Raw genomic sequence first — 16,723 nt, 5'->3', positions numbered from 1 at the left:
AAACTCATTGGATCGATAGGCGGTCAAAGTGCGTTCCCGAATTCTTTTAGTCGAGCCATCGTATTCGTGACTGCAACAGTTGGCCGTGTCCGGAGAACGATCGTTGGTACTTCACCACGTCGGGTGTTTCGATGCCAGCCTTCCGTATCTACAACACCGCTTGCCCAACATGCTCGTCGAGTTCTTCCAGCGAGCTATCACGCAGGAGATGGCCTTCCGGATCTCGGTGCGACCCGAACGTCATGCGTCCCCGACGAAGCGTGTATCGAGCAGCCAGAGTGGTTGTGATGGGGGACCCCGCAACCTCTGGCAAGGTTCGGGGTCCGATGCCACGAAACAGAAAGGACCATGGCATGGTTGTAAATGTACCAAAACGCGCGAACAAGTTTCCCCTCTTCGTTCATAAAGGGCGCGGGTACCGGTAGCAAGGAACTGCCAGTTCGTCGGATGGAAGTTGAGCCTGGTCAAGAGATGCAGATCGACTATGGACAAGGAGCTCGCTGCAAAGATCATACGGGCAAGTACCGCAAGACCTATGTCTTTCGAATGGTGCTGAGTCATTCACGTAAGGGCTACACCGAAGCTGACGCGATTGACCACTGAGTCGCTCATTCATTCACTTGAGAATGGTCTTTGACAATGCTTCATCGCCTGTAAAGAAGGCTGATTGGTATGATCCCGAGCTCAATCCCAAGATCACGAGCTTCTGCATTTATTTGGCCTTCACACTGCTTCCGACTCGGCCAGCCACACCGCAGCACAAAGGCAAAGTGGAGCGAGGCGTCGATTACGTTCAAGAGAATGCACTGAAAGGAAAGAAGTTCGAAAGCCGGGCACAGCAGAATCAGTATCTGATTGAGTGGGAGAAGAATGTAACTGACACTCGGATCCATGGCACAACTAAGAAACACGTGGCCGAGCAGTTCCTGCACGTTGAGAAAGCCATGCTCGCGCCGTTACAGACTGAGCCGTTCCCGATCTATGAAGAAGCGTTCGCAAAGTCAGTCGATATGACACGTCGAGGTCAAGGGATCGTGCTACTCAGCGCCACCGGAGTACTTGGACTGTGAAGTATGGGTCAGGTGGAATGATCGCATCGTGCGCATGTTCAATAAGCGATATGTGCAGATAGCCATTCCTGCTCGCATGGAGAAAAGCAAGCTCAGTAATCTGAGCGAACATATCGCTCCTACGAAGATCAGCGGCATCGAGCGAGGAGCCAAGTGTTTACTGGAAAAAGTGAGACTTATTGGCCCTCAATCCTCGCGCTGGGCTGAAGGAGCACTCAGCGCTCATAACGTGCGTGGCATGCGCATCATTCAAGGACTTATAAGCCTATCAAGCAAGTACAAGTCCAGCGAGATCGAGAAAGCCACCGAGATCGCCTGGCGCAGTGGCAGCTTTCGCTGCCGAACTATCAAGCGTCTTTTAGAAAACGGCGGAGCCGTACAACAGACCATGGAGTTCATGGACGAGCATCCGGTCATCAGGCCGATACTCGAATACGACGAGTTCTTTAAGAAGGCATTAGCTGGAGGCTAAAGGCAGGAATGGATAACCATTTAGTATCAAGCCTCAAGAAGCTCAGGCTCTCAGGGCTAGCCAGCTCGCTGGAAGTTCGCTTGCATGAAGCAGCAACCAGTGGCTTAACTCATCGTGAGTTCTTGGAGCTTCTGCTTCAAGATGAACTCATGCTGCGCAGTGATCGACAGATCAGTCGGCGCACGGCGATGGCAGGCTTTCGAGATACCAAGAGCCTGGAGGATTTCGACTTCAGCTTCAACCCATCATTCAAGAAGAGCTAGGTCTTTGACTTGGCGACATGCAAGCTTATTCGGGAACGTCGTGATGTTCTCTGGGTAGGACCGCCAGGAACAGGCAAGAGCCACCTATGTCAGGCGCTTGGCCTATGCGCCGTGCGATGCGGCTTGACGGTCTACTACCGCTCGATCTTCGATACTGTCAGGGACTTCCTACATGACGAAGCCATAGAGGGCCATGAACGCATCCTACAACGCTACCTGAAGCCTGACTTACTGATCATCGATGACATGGGTATGAAGCAACTTCCCAAGCGGTCAGGCGAGTCTCGGCTGAGTCGAGTGCGCGTTTGCTTAGTTCCTCTTGGGCTTGCATGCTGTCAATAATTGCATCGATAAGTTCATTGTCCAAGTCCGGTGAATTACTGAATTGCTCTTCGCTATTGTTCACGGCTTGCTGTTGGAGCGTGGTCGACTCCAAAATCTTGCTGCCGACCGCGTTCCCGCAAGACAGTTGATCTCCATCAGTGGTGTCGGTGCCAAAGAGCGTGTTGAGCTGCTCGATGATCTCGTGCAGGTAGGCTTGCTGCTTCTCTCGCTCCGATCCACTGCCGACTTCGGTCAGCGGGTCGAGCTTCGGCGCATCTTTGTCGGTGAGTGGCAGAGCACTATCGCCGTGCCTTCAGGATCTACAGCCTCATATCGTTTCGTCGAGATCTCTCGTCCTCTAATGATTTGACCGCGAACTCATACGACAGTTGGAACTCATCTCGGACTATAAACATGACGACAACGCTTAACATTGCGAACATGCTAGCCGCGATATGGTTCCAGCGAACAACTTCTGGATCTTTGATTGAGAATTGCATCGATTCGAGCATGACTGCAACTGCAGCAAACAAAATTGCAAACCAAAAACATCTAATGTAATATCCATGTTTTTTCTCAAGGTAGTCTGCCTTCAGGTTTGCAAGCTGCAGGCTATGCTCAACGTCTAAGGTCCGTTTTATGGCTTCACTAACATGTGCACGTAAAGAATCAGCCTCCGACTCTCGAAAAACGTCCAACCTGCTAACTGCATCACTTACATACTGCTCAGAGGGAAATCCTTGCTTCTCCTCAAGCAGACGTTCCCATGCCTCAATTGATTCAATGCAATCTCTAACTCTATATGGATAGTCATCGAACGCGGGGTCGGTAGGAATATTTATTTGAAAACCATCTGGACTTTCAAAGATCTTGTAGCCGTCTGCATCGAGAATCTTATTCCAGCCTTTTGCGATAGCAAATCGCATGACCTTAGCAGGTGGCCAGACATCCGGAGAGCCAACACCAATTTCTTTACTGCTCATAGTTAATGTATTTCAGCTTGGACAATTGACACATAATTGCATGCAAGCTTTCAGGTGTTAACTGGTTGTTCATGGGTATATATACCGTTTTTGAATCTGAATAAATATCTGGGGCTCCCCGAAGGGACACCCAAAAAGCAGTTCTCTTCGCGATCAATTCCGATTTAGAAACCGTGAGCCATTCATCTGGATTGTCTGGGAGCACAAGTAGGACGAGTAAAAACTGCGAAAGGCGTTTGCTTCGAAGCCTATCATACGAACGACGTTTAAGCGAAAACGAATACGCGTCGTTTTTGATGGGCAACGCTTGGAACGATGCTTTCAGTTGGATGTCGAGCGTCACGTGCTTCAGTATGGAATCCGTCAGCAGTGCGACATGCGAGTCGTACATGACTGTCGCATCTATGCATGCTGCATCACCGTGCCTATCACTTGGCCTACAACTAAATCCTGCTTTCGCAGAGACCGCATGCAGATACGCATAACTAAGTTCCGATTCGACATTCTGTTTTGTAAGCATATGTCATCCTTTGCCCGACATTATAGCTGCGCTCTAGTTCGAAAGCGGAGCTGGTTTTAGCTTTTACCGCCAGATTACTTGGGGCTCTAATTGCGAATGCGCAATGGATACTTAAATCCAATCTATTTCCAAGTAACGCTTGATTGTACTAGCTCTCTGACGACTCTGGCACAATTTCGTAATAGAGGTTTGATCGATTCAAGCCGAGAAGGTTACTGCCCTCGAACACTAGGCGATGGGTGATCCCAATCGATTCACGGTCGCTTCTCAGCAACCGCGCCGGGCCGCTTTTTTCAGCCACTCTAGCCGCATGTTGAGCTTGCCGATCTGCTCGTGGAGATCGGCATTGGCAGGCTCCGCCTTCTCAGCTTTCGGTGAGGGTCCCTCAAAGACTTCCTCGACACCGCCAGGCAACAGCCTTCTTCCTACTCCTAAACATTGTAGTAGCCCTTTTTGATGGATGAATTTCCCCAACTCTCACCGGGTGCACAATACGGTACTCATTGAAGCCACAATGCCTGCAGCGGTTGACGCCTCTAATGAGCACACTCACCAAATGCTTACCCGGTAGCTGTCTTGCCTCTACACGGCCCCAATCAGTTATCCATGTCACCTGAAATGAGTTTTACAGATACTTTTGCCGAATCTGTAGTCATCGCCCAGTTCTTTTGCGGTGCTACCAGCAGGCAATTCCTTACATTCTCAAAAACGATCGTCCCCTTGGAATACTCCATAACTGCGATATGGTGATATTCTGTGTCATTTTACTTGCATTTTCAATGGAGTAGGGATTCTTTCCCGTAGCAAGTTAGGCAGTTGACAGTGGACGATCGAGGCGTCGTTTACAAACGTGCAGAATCCTGCCCCCGTGGGAAGCAACGTCGGTTGCCTGCTAAGCCAACTTTGGAAAGTTGATAGCGAGTACATCGGTTCAAGACTATATAATGACGAGCAAGCAAGCTCGCACTATAAGGAGGATCTCTTGAACCACCTCACCGCGGATGACATTCGCCCATTTGTTGAGAAAGCCAACCGTTGGGCGCGGGAAAGATCGGGGAGTGCTAGACCGGAATTGTGTGACAAAACATCGGATCTGCTTTCAATTTGTCTTCACTGGTTTGGCATCACAGGCTTAGAGCGCAAAACGAGTTGCAACCCCGAAATTGGTAGCCCTAGCAAAGGCCATGTTTGGTTGCATTGGCAAGGAAACATAGCAATCGATGCAACGGTACGGCAGTTCCGGCATTTCGATGAATGTGGCACGGATATCGTTGTTGCAACATCTGAATGGCATCAGATGCTCACGGATAAAGTGCCACCGCAGCCCATTTCCGAAGCCAGCGTCAACGAACTATGCAGATGGCATGTCACCGCTAAGCACTGTTTTGCCGAAATGTTTATGCAACGGGGATTCGAACTTAGTAACGCAATAGATCAGACATCTGGCGAGCCGATCATCGTATCGAGACGTACTTAGTTTCCAAGTGTACGTACACTCGGCAAGGGCAGATTGTAGTCGGCTATCATCGGCTAATTAGCAAGAATTGCAGAGAAAAACGCGGTGTTTCCTGCATTGGTTGAGCCAGTGAATGGTTTAGCAAACAGGCCCGGCAAACCGTATCCGGCTACCTTCCAAGTAATTCGAGTGGAGTCACCGAGATTCGAACTCGGGTTTTCGCCATGCCATGGCGATGTCTTCCCGCTGGACCATGACCCCATTTATGTTTCATCGCAGAGGTTCGTTCGAGAATCGAACTCGATCTTCGTTCTTACCAAGAACGCGTGCTGCCGGAACACCTACAAACCATTTCGTTGAGTGATCGCAGAAGGAATTGAACCTTCGATTTCCTGCGTGTCATGCAGGCGTCTTAGCCGCTGGACCATGCGATCATGTTGAACTTGAAGCAAGGAGGTCGAGACAGGAGTCGAACCTGCAGAATCACTTGGCTCTCGACCAAGTCGCTTTTCCGGTTTGCGTACTCGACCAACGAAGTAAATGGCGGGTCTAGGAGTCGCACCTGGCCGTCCGAGCTTATGAGGCTCAGCTGAGCGCTGGCTCACCCGCAAGTTGCAAGCCCCGGAATCGAACCGGGTTACCAACCTTATGAAAGTCAGCTCAGTACCAACTAGCCTGCAATACAAAAGTCACGAAGAGGAGATTCGAACTCCTACGCCTTGATGGCACGACGTTCTGAGCGTCGCGTGTCTACCAGTTCCACCACATCGTGAGTTGAGTGACTCGGACCGGAATCGAACCGGCGGACGTCAGCTTGAGGGGCTGACTGCAAATACCAACATCGCACCGAGCCATATTCAGTGGGCCGAGTAGGAATTGAACCTACATTGCTCATCAATGAGCGACTGTTTTACAGACAGCTTGGACTCCCAAGTCCAATCGACCCATTTAACTTTCGAGTGACGCAGGCGGGATTCGAACCCGCAATCACGAAGGTTTAAGCTTCGCCGCTGTGCCAGTTCGCGTACCACGTCGAACACAAGTGGTGCGAGTGGGACTCGAACCCACAAACACTGAGGTTTGAGCTCAGTCGCTATGCCAATTAGCGCACCGCACCATTTTCAGAAAGTAGCTCGCCAAGGAATCGAACCTTGTCTAACAGTTTCGAAGACTGTCGTGCGAATCCATCACACTCGCAAGCCATATCGTTTCAGTGTCCATGCCAGGAATCGAACCTGATCTTCGACCTTCGCAGGGTCGCGTGCGCATCCACTACACCTCATAGACATTTTTACAGGTGGTGCAGGAGGGATTCGAACCCACAAACACTTGTTCCTAAGACAAGCCGCTCAGCCGTTGGCGTACCACACCGAACTAGGAGTTAGGCATTAGGAGTTAGCGATGAGGAGTGTGTTTTCCTAATACCTAATTCCTAACTCCTAACAGCTAACCAGCGACCCATACCGGATTTGAACCGGTGATCTCCGCCGTGACAGGGCAGCGTCCACTCCAGGCTGGACCAATGGGTCGTAAACGAAAGAGGCGCTACCGAGATTCGAACTCGCTGTCAGTGTGTTTTGCAGACACACCCCGCACCAAGCGGATTAGCGCCAATAACCAAGTAGTCCTGGACAGACTCGAACTGTCGATTGACTGGGTGTAAACCAGTTGCCGTTGCCGCTTAGCTACAGGACTATGTAATTCAACCAGGCGGAAGACCAGGGACTCGAACCCCGAAGCGTGTTAGCGCCAGCCGTGTTCAAAACGGTTTCCTCATCCAGCCGGATGTCTTCCAAAGTAAAAGGGTGATCGATCGGAATTGAACCGACATGGGCTTGGTTCACAGCCAAGCTCCTGAACCAGTACAGGACGACCACCATGTATGTGTCTCGTCATCGAACAAATGAAAGCGCGGGCGGGAGGAGTCGAACCTCCATAGAGCTGCTTCAAAGACAGCTGACTTACCATTAGTCAACACCCGAGAGTGCCATGTCGGAGTCGAACCGACCTCGCCAGGTTGGAGGCCTGGAACCTTTGCCGCTCGGCCAATGGCACATTCATCTAACACAAGGCGGAAGGAGCGAGAGTCGAACTCGCAAGGCTGTTACGCTCGCTCCGTTTCGAACGGAGTACCGTCGCCAATCGGCTTGCCCTTCCACATAACCAAAGCTCCGGCAGCAGGAATCGAACCTGCGTCTGGGCGATTAACAGTCGCCTTCCCGTACCAGCACAGGACCCACCGGAGTATTTACAATTCGTTTATGAACACTTCGCACCACATCGATGGAACAGTCGTCGATGCAAAATTTCGCACAGTCACAGTTGAAGTAGACGATGGCACGAAAATCACGGCCCTTGTCCCGCCGCGATGGTTTTCTGCTAAAGGTAAATTCGATATGTGTGCAAGTCTGCCAGTCGGCATTCGAGTTCGCGTAAGTCTTCTCCCACCACCGAAGCAACATAAAGTGATCGACGTCATCGATTGATCGATCACTCAGTCAGGATGGTCGGATTTGAACCGACGATCTCGTGCTCCCGAAGCACGCGGAGTAGCCAGGCTTTCCCCACCCTGATAATTAAAGAGCGCCTAGTGAGAATTGAACTCACGTTTTCTGCTTGGCAAGCAGATGGGTTACCACTACACCATAGGCGCCTTATTGTTGGCTCAACCAGATTGTCAAAGATCGAGAGCACCGAGTGAGAATCGAACTCACGCAACCGCTTTACGAAAGCGGTGTCATTCCACTAGACCATCAGTGCTTATTCATTCAGTGGGATCGGTGGGCATCGAACCCACATCGGCCGGTTTAAGAGACCGGTGCATTACCATGTCTGCCACAATCCCATTTGTGTTTTGTCTTCCAAGTCGGCGTGGAAGGAATCGAACCTTCGGCCTTCGTCTTATAAGGACGCTGCTCGCACCACTGAGCTGCACGCCGTGATGAGTGAGGCCGGTGGGATTCGAACCCACGCTTTGCGGATTAAAAGTCCGCTGTGCTGCCGCTACACCACAACCTCATGAATGGTTATGGCTATGCGTTTCAAGCGAGTAACTGACTGGCAATCCGTGATCGAAGTTGGCTTCACACGCATGACTGTTCTCCGCGTTCTTCTCTAATCTCAACTTTCCCGTATCTACTGCTCTGCGGCGAAGCCGCAGTGGTAGCCCTGAGAATTGAACTCAGCGCGATCCGCTTATCAGACGGATATGGGCTCCAGCCCTCGACTACCATTTCATCAAGTCGGGCACCTCGGGGTCGAACCGAGATCCTCCTGCTCCCAAAGCAGGCGTGCTCCCATCTGCACCTCTGCCCGATTAATCGGTCGAGAGAGTAGTGAGTAGAAAGTAGACCGCAGTAGATGCAGTCATCTCTTCTACTTTCAACTCTCTCCTCTCTACTGCTCTGCGGCTTCGCCGCCAGTGGACCTGCAGGGAGTTGAACCCTGAAGCCTTGAGTGCAAGTCAAAGCGCCGACCCGTCGGCAAGCCCATTCATTCATCAGCAGCTCGTGTGGGATTCGAACCCGACCTAACTGGCTTGAAAGACCAGCGACCTCACCAGAAGTCGAACGAGCCGAATTGGTTTATGTAGGTGCGCACCTCTAGCGCAGTTGAGCTCAGTGTGTTTCTTGCCAGGTGCGCATCCAGTGGACTGGGAGGTGCTCGAACCCTCCTCTCCTGCTCTTCAGGCAGGCGCTATACCGTCTCAGCTACCAGTCCATCTGTATGTAAATCGTTGGAAATAGGCACGAAAAAACCCGGTGTCACTTGTGGGTAACACCGGGTCTGCCAACGTTTGCTTCGTTGTATGGCCGTGTGTTACCTCCGACGTGGATGTAAGGGTAGCGCATTCGCGTCTTGCGACACGATACAATCCTCATATCCATTCAATCGTTCGGTCATATTTGACCGGGTAAAACTTGGCCGTATGAAGCTCATGATTCAGTAACCAGTGTTTGGTGTTCCAGACTTCTCACCCCGCGACTCAATTGTTCGCGTTCTGCAGATATAGACGCTGTTCGTTTGTTTCGGTTCGCAGAAAATTGTCAACCCCAAGAAATTTTTCCCGCGAATCAACAACGATGGGCTTTCGAGGCGCAGGCTATCTCTCGCGTGTAGTTGCCGTTAGCGCCCAGAAAGTGGACAACTTTCGCCTTGATTTTTGGAACGTTCGATTAAAAGCCTCGGTCCTAATATTTGAAGACCATGATCAAATTCTCAAGCGTCCGATCTGCATTGCACTACACCGGCGCTGAGCTGATTCCGTCTGAGCATGGTTACATCATTAACATCGAAGGCTCGGATTCAGTCGGGCCGAAAATCCAAGTCGTGGCTCAGGGAATGATTGATAGAAGCGATAGCAATGGCCTCTCGGCGCATTTACCATTCGACATCGACAGCGGACAGCATGAAAATCACCTACGTTTCCTCGAACTCGACTTATCGGTCGTCGTGCACCGCCAAGACGTCGACGGCATTCCATGCCTCTACGCCAACTTCGGCACAGACTACGAGTACGCCGATCTAGTAATCCTGCAACTGCTTGTACAGCTCTATCGATTCGCGCCGTCCGATCGGTTCACCTGCGAAGTCTACGATGAAGGTCCAATGACTCACATCAATCCACGCCAGACACCGCCGGGCGGAACCGTTGTCGAAGTCTCATCAATCCAGCGCTCGGCCGCTTTCCCACTGATGTTTGCCGCCGAAGCTGGTTAGATAGAACCGGGCATCAATTGGGAACGGCCAGAGGTCAAGCAAAATCCAAGCGATATTTTCTGCCGCTGTCGCATCGTCGCCGTGCAATTTCTGCTTCGATCCACGTTGTAAGTAGATGATCGTAAAGCCCTGGCTGCGCGCGGTCTCGACTGACTAGATGATGGAAACGTGGGCCCAACGAGTCCGATTTCCGCTCGCTATTGGGGACATTTAAACATATCCGTCGTTGGCGAACTCGCCGGTTCAGTTCTCTCGGTATGCTGAATGTGTTGGCTAGGCTGAGCGCGACCACACTCGCGAATAGCCTTTTATCGATGCCGGCAAGGCAGTGAATCAGCATCTCAAATTGCTTGAGTACATGGCGATAGCAAAAGATGCCCACGAGATGAGAGTCCCCGAATTGGCAGCCGTGCAACAATCTGCTAGCTTTATTATGCAGAGGGCAGTTCCACTTCATTGGGACCACAAATCGCTTAATAATGTTTTATGCGTTCCTCAGAAAATTCTTTGAGCGCGGCAAGCAGTAGTCTCTTTAACCAATTTCCGGAAATTATGTCAAATCCACAGCCAAGGCCCAACTATCTTGAGATAATTCACGTTTCAGACATGCATTTTGGAAAAAACCATCGATTCGCGCAACCCCAGACGCCAGATGGAATGACCAGAGTTGGTGAGGCTCCATCGCTTGCCGACAAACTTATCGAAGACCTTCTTTCCGCCGATGCTCAGCCAAAGCGCCCAACACTAGCAATCAGTGAACGTGCAGACAGGAGATTTGAAGTTCCTGACATGCATCGGATTGTTTGTCTAAGCGGCGACTTCACTCAAACGGCGTCGGCGACGGAATTTAAACAAGCAAGACTTTTTGCAGAACGCCTTAGTAAAGTTGAGGAACTAGGCTTAACGAAAGACTCGTTGTTCTATTGCCCAGGAAACCACGATGTGGTCTGGAACGAAGACGATGAGGAATTGCGATGGGGGCCATATGCCTCTTTCTTGACCGGCGTCACAGGAAAACCCCACGACCCGAAGAACGGAGAATTCTTCGGTGGCTTGCAAATCATTGAGTCTGCGAAAGCGATTGTGCTCAGCCTTAACACAGAACTTAAAGTTAAGAACCAAGAAGGTGAGGAATGCAGGGGAGACTTGAGCATCGCCCAGCGAGATTGGATTGAGCGCGAACTTGCCTCTCTAAATGAAGAGCAGAAAGGTTTTATCAAAGTAGCCATGATGCACCACCATCCCGTACTACTACCAACGTTCGCAGAGCCGGGGCGCGGATACGACGCAGTGGTGGGAGCAGAGTGGCTAATGCCCGTTTTGCACGAGCATGGCTTTCACTTGGTCCTGCATGGCCACAAGCATTACCCCCACACTTTTCGAGAGGAAATCCGGAACGCATTTTTGAAAACGAGAGAACACTCTCTGTTCGTTGTAGCTGGCGGATCTTGCGGTTCGAAGGAGCTTCCAGAACCAGATATCGCGACACAATGCTACAACCGGATTCGCATCCACTGGTGTGAAGAGCTAGCAACGACCCGTATTCAAGTCCTTACCCGGGGCCTAGTTACACGACCCGAAGGCGGCGGTATCGAACTTAATCCTACAAAATGGAAATGGCGAACATTGGCCTTTGACGATCGCAGCTACACTTCCAATCTGGATCAGTCCGGTCTCGCCGAAGGTTCAATGGACTATGCGCCAAGCGTGGCGGAAGACTCAAAGGCTAACCAGGCTCGCAAAGCAGAGAGTCGCAGAACGCGGCGCAACTATCCGGTTGGGGAAATGCGCCCGGCCATGCTTCCAGGACAAACAATCGAAGTGCATTTGAGGATTGTACGGCATGAGGGAACTTATCCTCGAGTGCCTGAAGACGATCCGATAGCCGTTACATGGAGCGGTGGCAAAGTTTGGTTTCCTTCCGTGAGAATTACCCGGGAACAAGACCCAGATTTCCGTGCCGTGTTCACCTACTGGGGCGGGTCTCTGCTACAAGCTGAGTTGGAGTTTGAAGATGGGACAACGGAGGTCACTCACGTATACGTGCCCATGCCGTCCGTACAAAATCGAAGAAAGCAGTGAATACATGAGAATGAAAATGGCCAGGACATCGCTGCGCCAGTAAAAGACTCCGACGTGATGGCGGGATTGATTGAGTAGCAGATGCAGTTCGCCAGCTTTGGTATCACAACCGAAGTCAGCCGAGAGGATATCGAACAGTGCATCGAAGCTCTCACGCATATCGATAGGCTTGGTATGCAAGCAATTCAAAAGCTCAGTGTTAAGCTGAGCATTAGCTAAAAAATTGACTTGGTACTGTGACTAGTCGACGGCTGCACCTCAAGGTACTTATTGCTGCATCTTCAAGCAGGCGAACAACAATAATCTGAGCCGAACTCACTGCAGTGACAGACAGGGGTAAGAAATTCGATGAGAGGGTAGTCCCTACTAGTCTGGCCGCCGAGCATCGGCCAACCTGCCGCCACGACAGAACTGTCGATGCGCGGGCCACAGTCCCCCTCATTTCACAGGCCGTCCCCGCGCATTCGCAGACGATAAGCAACAGAAGGACCTGCTCCGCGTTTTACGATCCGGCCAATGGAGGTTACGTAGTGGCGTACGCAATTGCCAATTGCCACTCGAACCGTGCATATTCGTGCACAAAAGATAGACTGTTGGCCTTTTGGTACCGAAGGTTATTTCGCTGGTACACAAACCGGTACGGAATCGCTTGCATAAAGCCGTAGAAATCTACATAATCCAAAAAGTTCGCAAGCAACGAATGATTGCATGGAAGTACGAAAAACGCTGAAAAAATAAGGGGAAATGCAACCTGAGTTGATCAGTGGGAATTGAGCCATTTCCGACCCGCGGAGCAAAGGCTCTTCTTCAAAAGGCCTTGTTTTTATTGGGTTTTTGCGGATTGTGGAGCGTTTTTGGTACTGGATTGGTACAGAACGCGGAAACGCTTGTTTTAATTGGCAAACCGACGTGGTCGCACTGAGACCTCTGGATCTACGCTCTACCATGGCAACTTCATTGGTCGAGCTCTCTACGTTTGCTTGAGTGGGCGATAAGATTTGCAACACGTAAGATGAGCAAGACCGCTGTTGGCGGAAGGTCTATTGCCGGATATCGACGCTTGATTTCAGTTGTTGGCAATCGTTTGTTCTGCTAGCTCTCCACTTATCAGAAACATAGGGGGAAACATGACCTTTGTACTGACCGACGCGCAAGAGCTTTTCGTGGCCACGTATGGGCAGGTATTCGAATTTGACCACGAGGTCGTCATTAACAGGGCACATACTGCAGTGTTCGCAGGGCGAACGGTGGAACGAACGTAGGCGAGCTTGGTGAAGTAATCAACTCCTGGTGTGCAAAATTCGGTGTCAGGCGGAATCAATCAGGTATCACGAGGGGGCTAGCGACCATTGGATTCTACTTGATGATTTCGGCCTAGACGATCCAGGTGCAGACGTGTTTCCTAGTCATTGGGAATCGCTTCGACAGTTCCTTCACGCACAAGGATTTGAAATTGGCTGGAAAGATTACGATAGCATCTCAATTCGTTACACACAGTTTTGACGTGTACATGGCGCAAGCGTCGGCACAATCAAACCGATGGTCGGCTTTACCGCTATGTGTTCAGTCTGGCCCCCAATCACAGAGTGGACGCACCGGTGTGCCAAATCAGTGCGAGAAAGACATGTCAGTGAGCGCCCAAAGGCCTTTGAGGCGCCCATAGACAGACAGAGTGTGAAACTGACACAGGACGGTTCGTCCTGTGTCACCAACGGCGACGACAGTCGGGCCTGGATTCAACATATCTGCACAGTCAACATGATTTCCGCGAAGGACACTCCTTCGCTCGTAAACGCCCCCGTGCAAGGCTCCCCTGCCCGCTTGTACGACAGGAAGCAGAGTTTGTTAGGCTAGGAACGCGAGGCCTAGCCATCATACTTGCGCTCCCCTGGGGCAAGCCAAAGTGAGGAGAGGCCAAGAAGGCCGGCATGCTGAACACGAATGCTCATTGATCGTGTATCGATTCAAATTCCTTCGAAGATACTGGCTTCATGCCAACGCTGGTGAATATTGCACTGGTCCTCATCGTTGGCAAGCGAAGTGACTTCAAACGGGAAACCATCGCAGATTGGTCGAGTTGCCTCGTCACAGGACCCGAGATCCATGAAGGCTGTGGAGCGGTTAAGTCTAACCGCGAAGAGCAGCGTTTGCCCGAGAAGTAATCAACGCCTTCGACTCGTGTTGCTTGATCTCTCGCGATCAACCATCGCTCCGAAGGTGCTGATCGTCAACATGCGGTACAGAATTCGGTACAGAATCGCTTGTACGCCGTTAGAAAACATCGGATAATTCAGAAAGTTGGCAAGTTCGATGCGATGGAGAGTCGAGATTGCAAGTGCAGAAATGACAAGCACTTAGGAGAGATTTGTACTGGTCACGAAACTTGAATGGTGCGACCTACGGAACCGAAGGTTGATGGTTCGAATCAATTTGGTTGTACTTTCTGCAAGTCTTGGTCGAATCGATACTTACGACCCGCTTCTCAACTAGCTCGGTACCTATGATTTGCGGATCTCCGCTGATGATTCACTAGGGCCGGTATCGCTCGAGTATCGTCGGCCGACGCTTTAATTGCACGCGTCGTGATCGATCTGCGGTTTGAAACTGACGATTGAAACCAGGCTTGGAGTCCGTGGCGTCAGATGCGTCTCGATTCCTGTTTTGCTTTTTCAATCCAGGTCCTTGTGTCGTTGAGGCGGGTGAGCGCGTCTACTTTGGCTTCAGGACGTATGGGGATTTTCTGCCTCAGCTCCGAGAGCTTGGCGGCAAATTCGTTCGGGGCTTCGAACTGCATGCTGAAGAATTCGTCTTCATCGTAGCCGTAGACAAACAGGCTTCCTCGAATCGCCTTAAAAAATGTTTCCGTTGGTTGAATATATTCGCACCGAGTGTTGACGTAGCCTTCGATCCATCCCAACAGGAAGCTGTTCGCTGACATGTAATGTTAAGCTTGTGCGGAAAGGATCGTCGCCGTTCCAATTCCGCCGGGGAATGAGAATCTTAGTGCCGCTCGGATTTGCCCACTCTCGCGGAGCGCGAGAGCTAAGTTAGTGAGTTCCGTGGGCTCTGGTTTTGACGTCCTGAATGCCCCGGGGTAGTATTCGAGAGCTCGTTCGCGATCGCCGAAATATCGCGCAATTCCTCCAAGGTGAGTGCACTAGGAAAGTATTTAGGCGTTCCCAAGGTGACAGCGAAGTTGTCGTCAGTAGTGATTGGGTCATTGACATGGTGCCTGGCGCTGGAGATGAAGGAGGACAAGTTGTGGCTGCAGGCAGGCCTGACGAGGTTGCTGCTGCGAAAGAGAGTCGAACAGCGAAGTATCTAGCGGCCTATCTCAAAGGCGGTTGAATAACGCGTGCGTCTCGCTGCCTCTTTCCCCCCAATCATGATTTTCACTCGGAGAATGGCGAATGCCCAAGCACAACAAGAAGCCGTCGGCTGAGGTCAAATTGCTTTTCATCGGAAATAGCTTTACTCAGCGCAACGATCTACCCGGGATGCTGAAAGATTTGGCGCTGGCACGTGGCTTGTTACTCAGTCACGATCTGATCAGCGTCGGCGGCGCATCGCTGCGAACTCATTGGAACGCGGGCCGTGCGGCAGGGGCCATCGCCGGCGGCGGCTATAACTACGTAGTCCTTCAGGAGCAAAGTACGCTTCCGATTAAGAACGCGAGTCGCATGGCGGAGAATATCCGTCTGTTTGATGAGACGATTCAACGGGCTAAGTCAAGAACTGTGTTATACATGACTTGGGCCCGAGAGCACTCGCCCGATTCGCAGCAAGCGATTACTGACGCCTACAATTCGATTGGCAGCGAACTTGGGTCCATCGTAGTGCCAGTAGGCCTGGCATGGCAAAAGTTTGAAACGAAACACACACAGCCGCTGCTGTATGATCGTGATCAAAGTCATCCCAGTGTGGCGGGTTCCTACTTGGCTGCCTGCGTGTTTCTGGCAGTACTATTCCGCGCACCACCAGTTGGGATCGAAAGCGGGCCGAGTGAAATCACTTCCGCACATCGAGAGATGATTCAAAAAGCTGTTTGGAAACAGTTCGGGACTTGAACGGGAGATGCTAACTGCGGAGCAATAAAGGACAAAGGCATAACGGCTAACCAATCAGCCCTGCGTGGATTTAAGCGAAGTCTTAAACAGTAGGACGGGTCTCCAGGCCCGTCCGGCAGTATGAAATCGTTCGGCGTCCAATGCAATGGCGCTACAGTAGGGCCATAAGCGGATTCAATGAAAACATCGGGCGCCCAACGATGTGGTGCCGCCGGACGGGCCTGGAGACCCGTCCTACTTCTACTATGAATTAGGTGAACACCAGGCTGCACCACGCTTTTCATCTCAAGATAGCTCCAAGGTGATGCATACGCAGCACCGTTTTTAGGGTTTAACGACTTCTTCAACAGCCTGTAAGGCGGTATGCCCATGCACGGACCATCGAACGAGCTCTCGCAGCCACAACTAGTCGTCATTGATGAACTTGTGGATCGATTTGAGAAGCAGTTTCGCGAGGGCTGCCAACCTCGCATCGAGGAATACTTGCCCTTGGAAAGTCCCAAACTGCGATCCCATCTGTTGCGAGAGCTGCTTGCCGTCGAGCTCATGCTGCGACGAGACCGAAGCGAGCAGCCTGTGGTAGCGGATTATCTACAGCGATTTTCGGAAGATCGAGCCATCGTCGAATCGCTGTTTACGTTCACCACGACAGCTATGATCACCAACGACCACGTGCAAAATGTGAAGTTCGAATCAAACAACGATAACCCGCTGTCCAAGAAGTCGATGGACGCCATCAAGCTTCTGTATAGTACAACTTAGAAATT

At 51.2% G+C, this 16,723-nt stretch carries 16 protein-coding genes, 24 tRNA genes and 1 pseudogene; 12 read left to right on the top strand and 29 right to left on the bottom strand.

The window, feature by feature from the left end; genetic code table 11:
* Nucleotides 1–363: 363 nt before the first annotated feature.
* From SH573x_RS28245 to SH573x_RS28230, 4 genes and pseudogenes are all read left to right on the top strand, one after another.
* The gene (locus SH573x_RS28245; protein WP_479351381.1) at nucleotides 364–603 is read left to right on the top strand and encodes a hypothetical protein; all 240 of its coding nucleotides are present in this window, start codon (nucleotides 364–366) and stop codon (nucleotides 601–603) included.
* Between the two features lie 23 nt (nucleotides 604–626).
* The gene (locus tag SH573x_RS28240) at nucleotides 627–1,070 is read left to right on the top strand and encodes a hypothetical protein (protein ID WP_479351380.1); all 444 of its coding nucleotides are present in this window, start codon (nucleotides 627–629) and stop codon (nucleotides 1,068–1,070) included.
* 28 nt (nucleotides 1,071–1,098) lie between these two features.
* Complete coding sequence (locus tag SH573x_RS28235) at nucleotides 1,099–1,542, top strand: hypothetical protein (RefSeq protein WP_479351379.1); 444 nt, start codon at nucleotides 1,099–1,101, stop codon at nucleotides 1,540–1,542.
* A gap of 8 nt (nucleotides 1,543–1,550) precedes the next feature.
* Nucleotides 1,551–2,024 (top strand): annotated as a pseudogene (locus tag SH573x_RS28230) (ATP-binding protein); the annotation flags it as partial.
* Nucleotides 2,025–2,040: 16 nt separating this feature from the next.
* Here the strand turns inward: SH573x_RS28230 and SH573x_RS28225 are convergent.
* The 3 genes from SH573x_RS28225 to SH573x_RS28215 all read right to left on the bottom strand — a co-directional run bounded on the left by SH573x_RS28225 (nucleotide 2,041) and on the right by SH573x_RS28215 (nucleotide 3,632).
* Nucleotides 2,041–2,211: a hypothetical protein gene (locus SH573x_RS28225; protein ID WP_479356874.1), complete on the bottom strand. Its 171-nt coding sequence runs from the start codon at nucleotides 2,209–2,211 to the stop codon at nucleotides 2,041–2,043.
* Nucleotides 2,212–2,449: 238 nt separating this feature from the next.
* Nucleotides 2,450–3,112, bottom strand: a complete 663-nt coding sequence (locus SH573x_RS28220) for a hypothetical protein (RefSeq protein WP_479351378.1) — start codon at nucleotides 3,110–3,112, stop codon at nucleotides 2,450–2,452.
* Complete coding sequence (locus tag SH573x_RS28215) at nucleotides 3,102–3,632, bottom strand: DUF4365 domain-containing protein (RefSeq protein ID WP_479351377.1); 531 nt, start codon at nucleotides 3,630–3,632, stop codon at nucleotides 3,102–3,104. The genes SH573x_RS28220 and SH573x_RS28215 overlap by 11 nt, the downstream gene beginning before the upstream one ends.
* A gap of 982 nt (nucleotides 3,633–4,614) precedes the next feature.
* Here SH573x_RS28215 and SH573x_RS28210 point away from each other — a divergent pair.
* The gene (locus SH573x_RS28210) at nucleotides 4,615–5,109 is read left to right on the top strand and encodes a hypothetical protein (RefSeq protein ID WP_479351376.1); all 495 of its coding nucleotides are present in this window, start codon (nucleotides 4,615–4,617) and stop codon (nucleotides 5,107–5,109) included.
* Between the two features lie 169 nt (nucleotides 5,110–5,278).
* Here SH573x_RS28210 and SH573x_RS28205 read toward each other — a convergent pair.
* The 15 genes from SH573x_RS28205 to SH573x_RS28135 all read right to left on the bottom strand — a co-directional run bounded on the left by SH573x_RS28205 (nucleotide 5,279) and on the right by SH573x_RS28135 (nucleotide 7,332).
* Nucleotides 5,279–5,349 (bottom strand) — tRNA-Ala (locus SH573x_RS28205).
* 100 nt (nucleotides 5,350–5,449) lie between these two features.
* Nucleotides 5,450–5,522 (bottom strand) — tRNA-Val (locus tag SH573x_RS28200).
* A gap of 20 nt (nucleotides 5,523–5,542) precedes the next feature.
* Nucleotides 5,543–5,618 (bottom strand) — tRNA-Leu (locus SH573x_RS28195).
* A gap of 159 nt (nucleotides 5,619–5,777) precedes the next feature.
* Nucleotides 5,778–5,860 (bottom strand) — tRNA-Leu (locus SH573x_RS28190).
* A gap of 7 nt (nucleotides 5,861–5,867) precedes the next feature.
* Nucleotides 5,868–5,941: transfer RNA gene (locus SH573x_RS28185), tRNA-OTHER, on the bottom strand.
* A gap of 8 nt (nucleotides 5,942–5,949) precedes the next feature.
* A tRNA-Tyr gene (locus tag SH573x_RS28180) sits at nucleotides 5,950–6,034 on the bottom strand.
* A gap of 14 nt (nucleotides 6,035–6,048) precedes the next feature.
* Nucleotides 6,049–6,122, bottom strand: a tRNA-Leu gene (locus SH573x_RS28175).
* A gap of 9 nt (nucleotides 6,123–6,131) precedes the next feature.
* Nucleotides 6,132–6,205 (bottom strand) — tRNA-Leu (locus SH573x_RS28170).
* A gap of 181 nt (nucleotides 6,206–6,386) precedes the next feature.
* A tRNA-Leu gene (locus tag SH573x_RS28165) sits at nucleotides 6,387–6,459 on the bottom strand.
* Between the two features lie 83 nt (nucleotides 6,460–6,542).
* Nucleotides 6,543–6,617: transfer RNA gene (locus tag SH573x_RS28160), tRNA-Asp, on the bottom strand.
* Nucleotides 6,618–6,710: 93 nt separating this feature from the next.
* Nucleotides 6,711–6,783 (bottom strand) — tRNA-Val (locus SH573x_RS28155).
* Between the two features lie 215 nt (nucleotides 6,784–6,998).
* Nucleotides 6,999–7,069 (bottom strand) — tRNA-Gln (locus tag SH573x_RS28150).
* 2 nt (nucleotides 7,070–7,071) lie between these two features.
* Nucleotides 7,072–7,143 (bottom strand) — tRNA-Gly (locus SH573x_RS28145).
* A 17-nt stretch (nucleotides 7,144–7,160) separates the two neighbouring features.
* Nucleotides 7,161–7,245, bottom strand: a tRNA-Ser gene (locus SH573x_RS28140).
* A 12-nt stretch (nucleotides 7,246–7,257) separates the two neighbouring features.
* Nucleotides 7,258–7,332 (bottom strand) — tRNA-Asn (locus SH573x_RS28135).
* 17 nt (nucleotides 7,333–7,349) lie between these two features.
* On the opposite strand from SH573x_RS28135, the gene SH573x_RS28130 reads away from it, so the two are divergent.
* The gene (locus tag SH573x_RS28130) at nucleotides 7,350–7,574 is read left to right on the top strand and encodes a hypothetical protein (protein ID WP_479351375.1); all 225 of its coding nucleotides are present in this window, start codon (nucleotides 7,350–7,352) and stop codon (nucleotides 7,572–7,574) included.
* Nucleotides 7,575–7,586: 12 nt separating this feature from the next.
* Here the strand turns inward: SH573x_RS28130 and SH573x_RS28125 are convergent.
* The 9 genes from SH573x_RS28125 to SH573x_RS28085 form a co-directional block, all read right to left on the bottom strand.
* Nucleotides 7,587–7,660 (bottom strand) — tRNA-Pro (locus SH573x_RS28125).
* A 10-nt stretch (nucleotides 7,661–7,670) separates the two neighbouring features.
* A tRNA-Gly gene (locus SH573x_RS28120) sits at nucleotides 7,671–7,741 on the bottom strand.
* Between the two features lie 36 nt (nucleotides 7,742–7,777).
* Nucleotides 7,778–7,848: transfer RNA gene (locus SH573x_RS28115), tRNA-Thr, on the bottom strand.
* Nucleotides 7,849–7,860: 12 nt separating this feature from the next.
* Nucleotides 7,861–7,933, bottom strand: a tRNA-Lys gene (locus SH573x_RS28110).
* Between the two features lie 21 nt (nucleotides 7,934–7,954).
* Nucleotides 7,955–8,027 (bottom strand) — tRNA-Ile (locus SH573x_RS28105).
* A 7-nt stretch (nucleotides 8,028–8,034) separates the two neighbouring features.
* A tRNA-Lys gene (locus tag SH573x_RS28100) sits at nucleotides 8,035–8,106 on the bottom strand.
* Nucleotides 8,107–8,330: 224 nt separating this feature from the next.
* Nucleotides 8,331–8,403 (bottom strand) — tRNA-Pro (locus SH573x_RS28095).
* 188 nt (nucleotides 8,404–8,591) lie between these two features.
* A tRNA-Glu gene (locus SH573x_RS28090) sits at nucleotides 8,592–8,664 on the bottom strand.
* Between the two features lie 72 nt (nucleotides 8,665–8,736).
* A tRNA-Phe gene (locus SH573x_RS28085) sits at nucleotides 8,737–8,808 on the bottom strand.
* A 486-nt stretch (nucleotides 8,809–9,294) separates the two neighbouring features.
* Between SH573x_RS28085 and SH573x_RS28080 the strand changes: the two genes are divergently transcribed.
* Both SH573x_RS28080 and SH573x_RS28075 read left to right on the top strand, forming a co-directional pair.
* Nucleotides 9,295–9,807: a hypothetical protein gene (locus SH573x_RS28080; protein ID WP_479351374.1), complete on the top strand. Its 513-nt coding sequence runs from the start codon at nucleotides 9,295–9,297 to the stop codon at nucleotides 9,805–9,807.
* Nucleotides 9,808–10,293: 486 nt separating this feature from the next.
* The gene (locus SH573x_RS28075; RefSeq protein WP_479351373.1) at nucleotides 10,294–11,889 is read left to right on the top strand and encodes a metallophosphoesterase family protein; all 1,596 of its coding nucleotides are present in this window, start codon (nucleotides 10,294–10,296) and stop codon (nucleotides 11,887–11,889) included.
* Here the strand turns inward: SH573x_RS28075 and SH573x_RS28070 are convergent.
* A complete protein-coding gene (locus SH573x_RS28070; RefSeq protein ID WP_479356822.1) occupies nucleotides 11,797–12,018 on the bottom strand; it encodes a hypothetical protein in 222 nt (73 codons plus the stop codon). The genes SH573x_RS28075 and SH573x_RS28070 overlap by 93 nt on opposite strands.
* Here SH573x_RS28070 and SH573x_RS28065 point away from each other — a divergent pair.
* Both SH573x_RS28065 and SH573x_RS28060 read left to right on the top strand, forming a co-directional pair.
* Nucleotides 11,971–12,108 (top strand): hypothetical protein, encoded by a 138-nt coding sequence (locus tag SH573x_RS28065; protein ID WP_479356872.1) that lies wholly within the window; start codon nucleotides 11,971–11,973, stop codon nucleotides 12,106–12,108. The genes SH573x_RS28070 and SH573x_RS28065 overlap by 48 nt on opposite strands.
* A 1,772-nt stretch (nucleotides 12,109–13,880) precedes the next feature.
* On the top strand, nucleotides 13,881–14,051 hold the full coding sequence (locus SH573x_RS28060; RefSeq protein WP_479351372.1) for a hypothetical protein: 171 nt from the start codon (nucleotides 13,881–13,883) through the stop codon (nucleotides 14,049–14,051).
* A gap of 476 nt (nucleotides 14,052–14,527) precedes the next feature.
* On the opposite strand, the gene SH573x_RS28055 is transcribed toward SH573x_RS28060, so the two are convergent.
* Nucleotides 14,528–14,827 carry a hypothetical protein gene (locus tag SH573x_RS28055; RefSeq protein WP_479351371.1) on the bottom strand — a complete coding sequence of 100 codons (300 nt, stop codon included), beginning with the start codon at nucleotides 14,825–14,827 and terminating at the stop codon, nucleotides 14,528–14,530.
* A gap of 472 nt (nucleotides 14,828–15,299) precedes the next feature.
* Here SH573x_RS28055 and SH573x_RS28050 point away from each other — a divergent pair, with 472 nt between their 5' ends.
* Entirely contained in the window at nucleotides 15,300–15,956 is a 657-nt protein-coding gene (locus SH573x_RS28050) for a hypothetical protein (RefSeq protein WP_479351370.1), read from the top strand.
* A gap of 369 nt (nucleotides 15,957–16,325) precedes the next feature.
* Entirely contained in the window at nucleotides 16,326–16,718 is a 393-nt protein-coding gene (locus tag SH573x_RS28045) for a hypothetical protein (protein ID WP_479351369.1), read from the top strand.
* Nucleotides 16,719–16,723: the final 5 nt, after the last annotated feature.

It is taken from the genome of Rania fehmarnensis, from assembly GCF_056494185.1.
The sequence above is the reverse complement of the archived record's forward strand: the minus strand, read 5'-3'. Positions and strand labels throughout refer to the sequence as shown.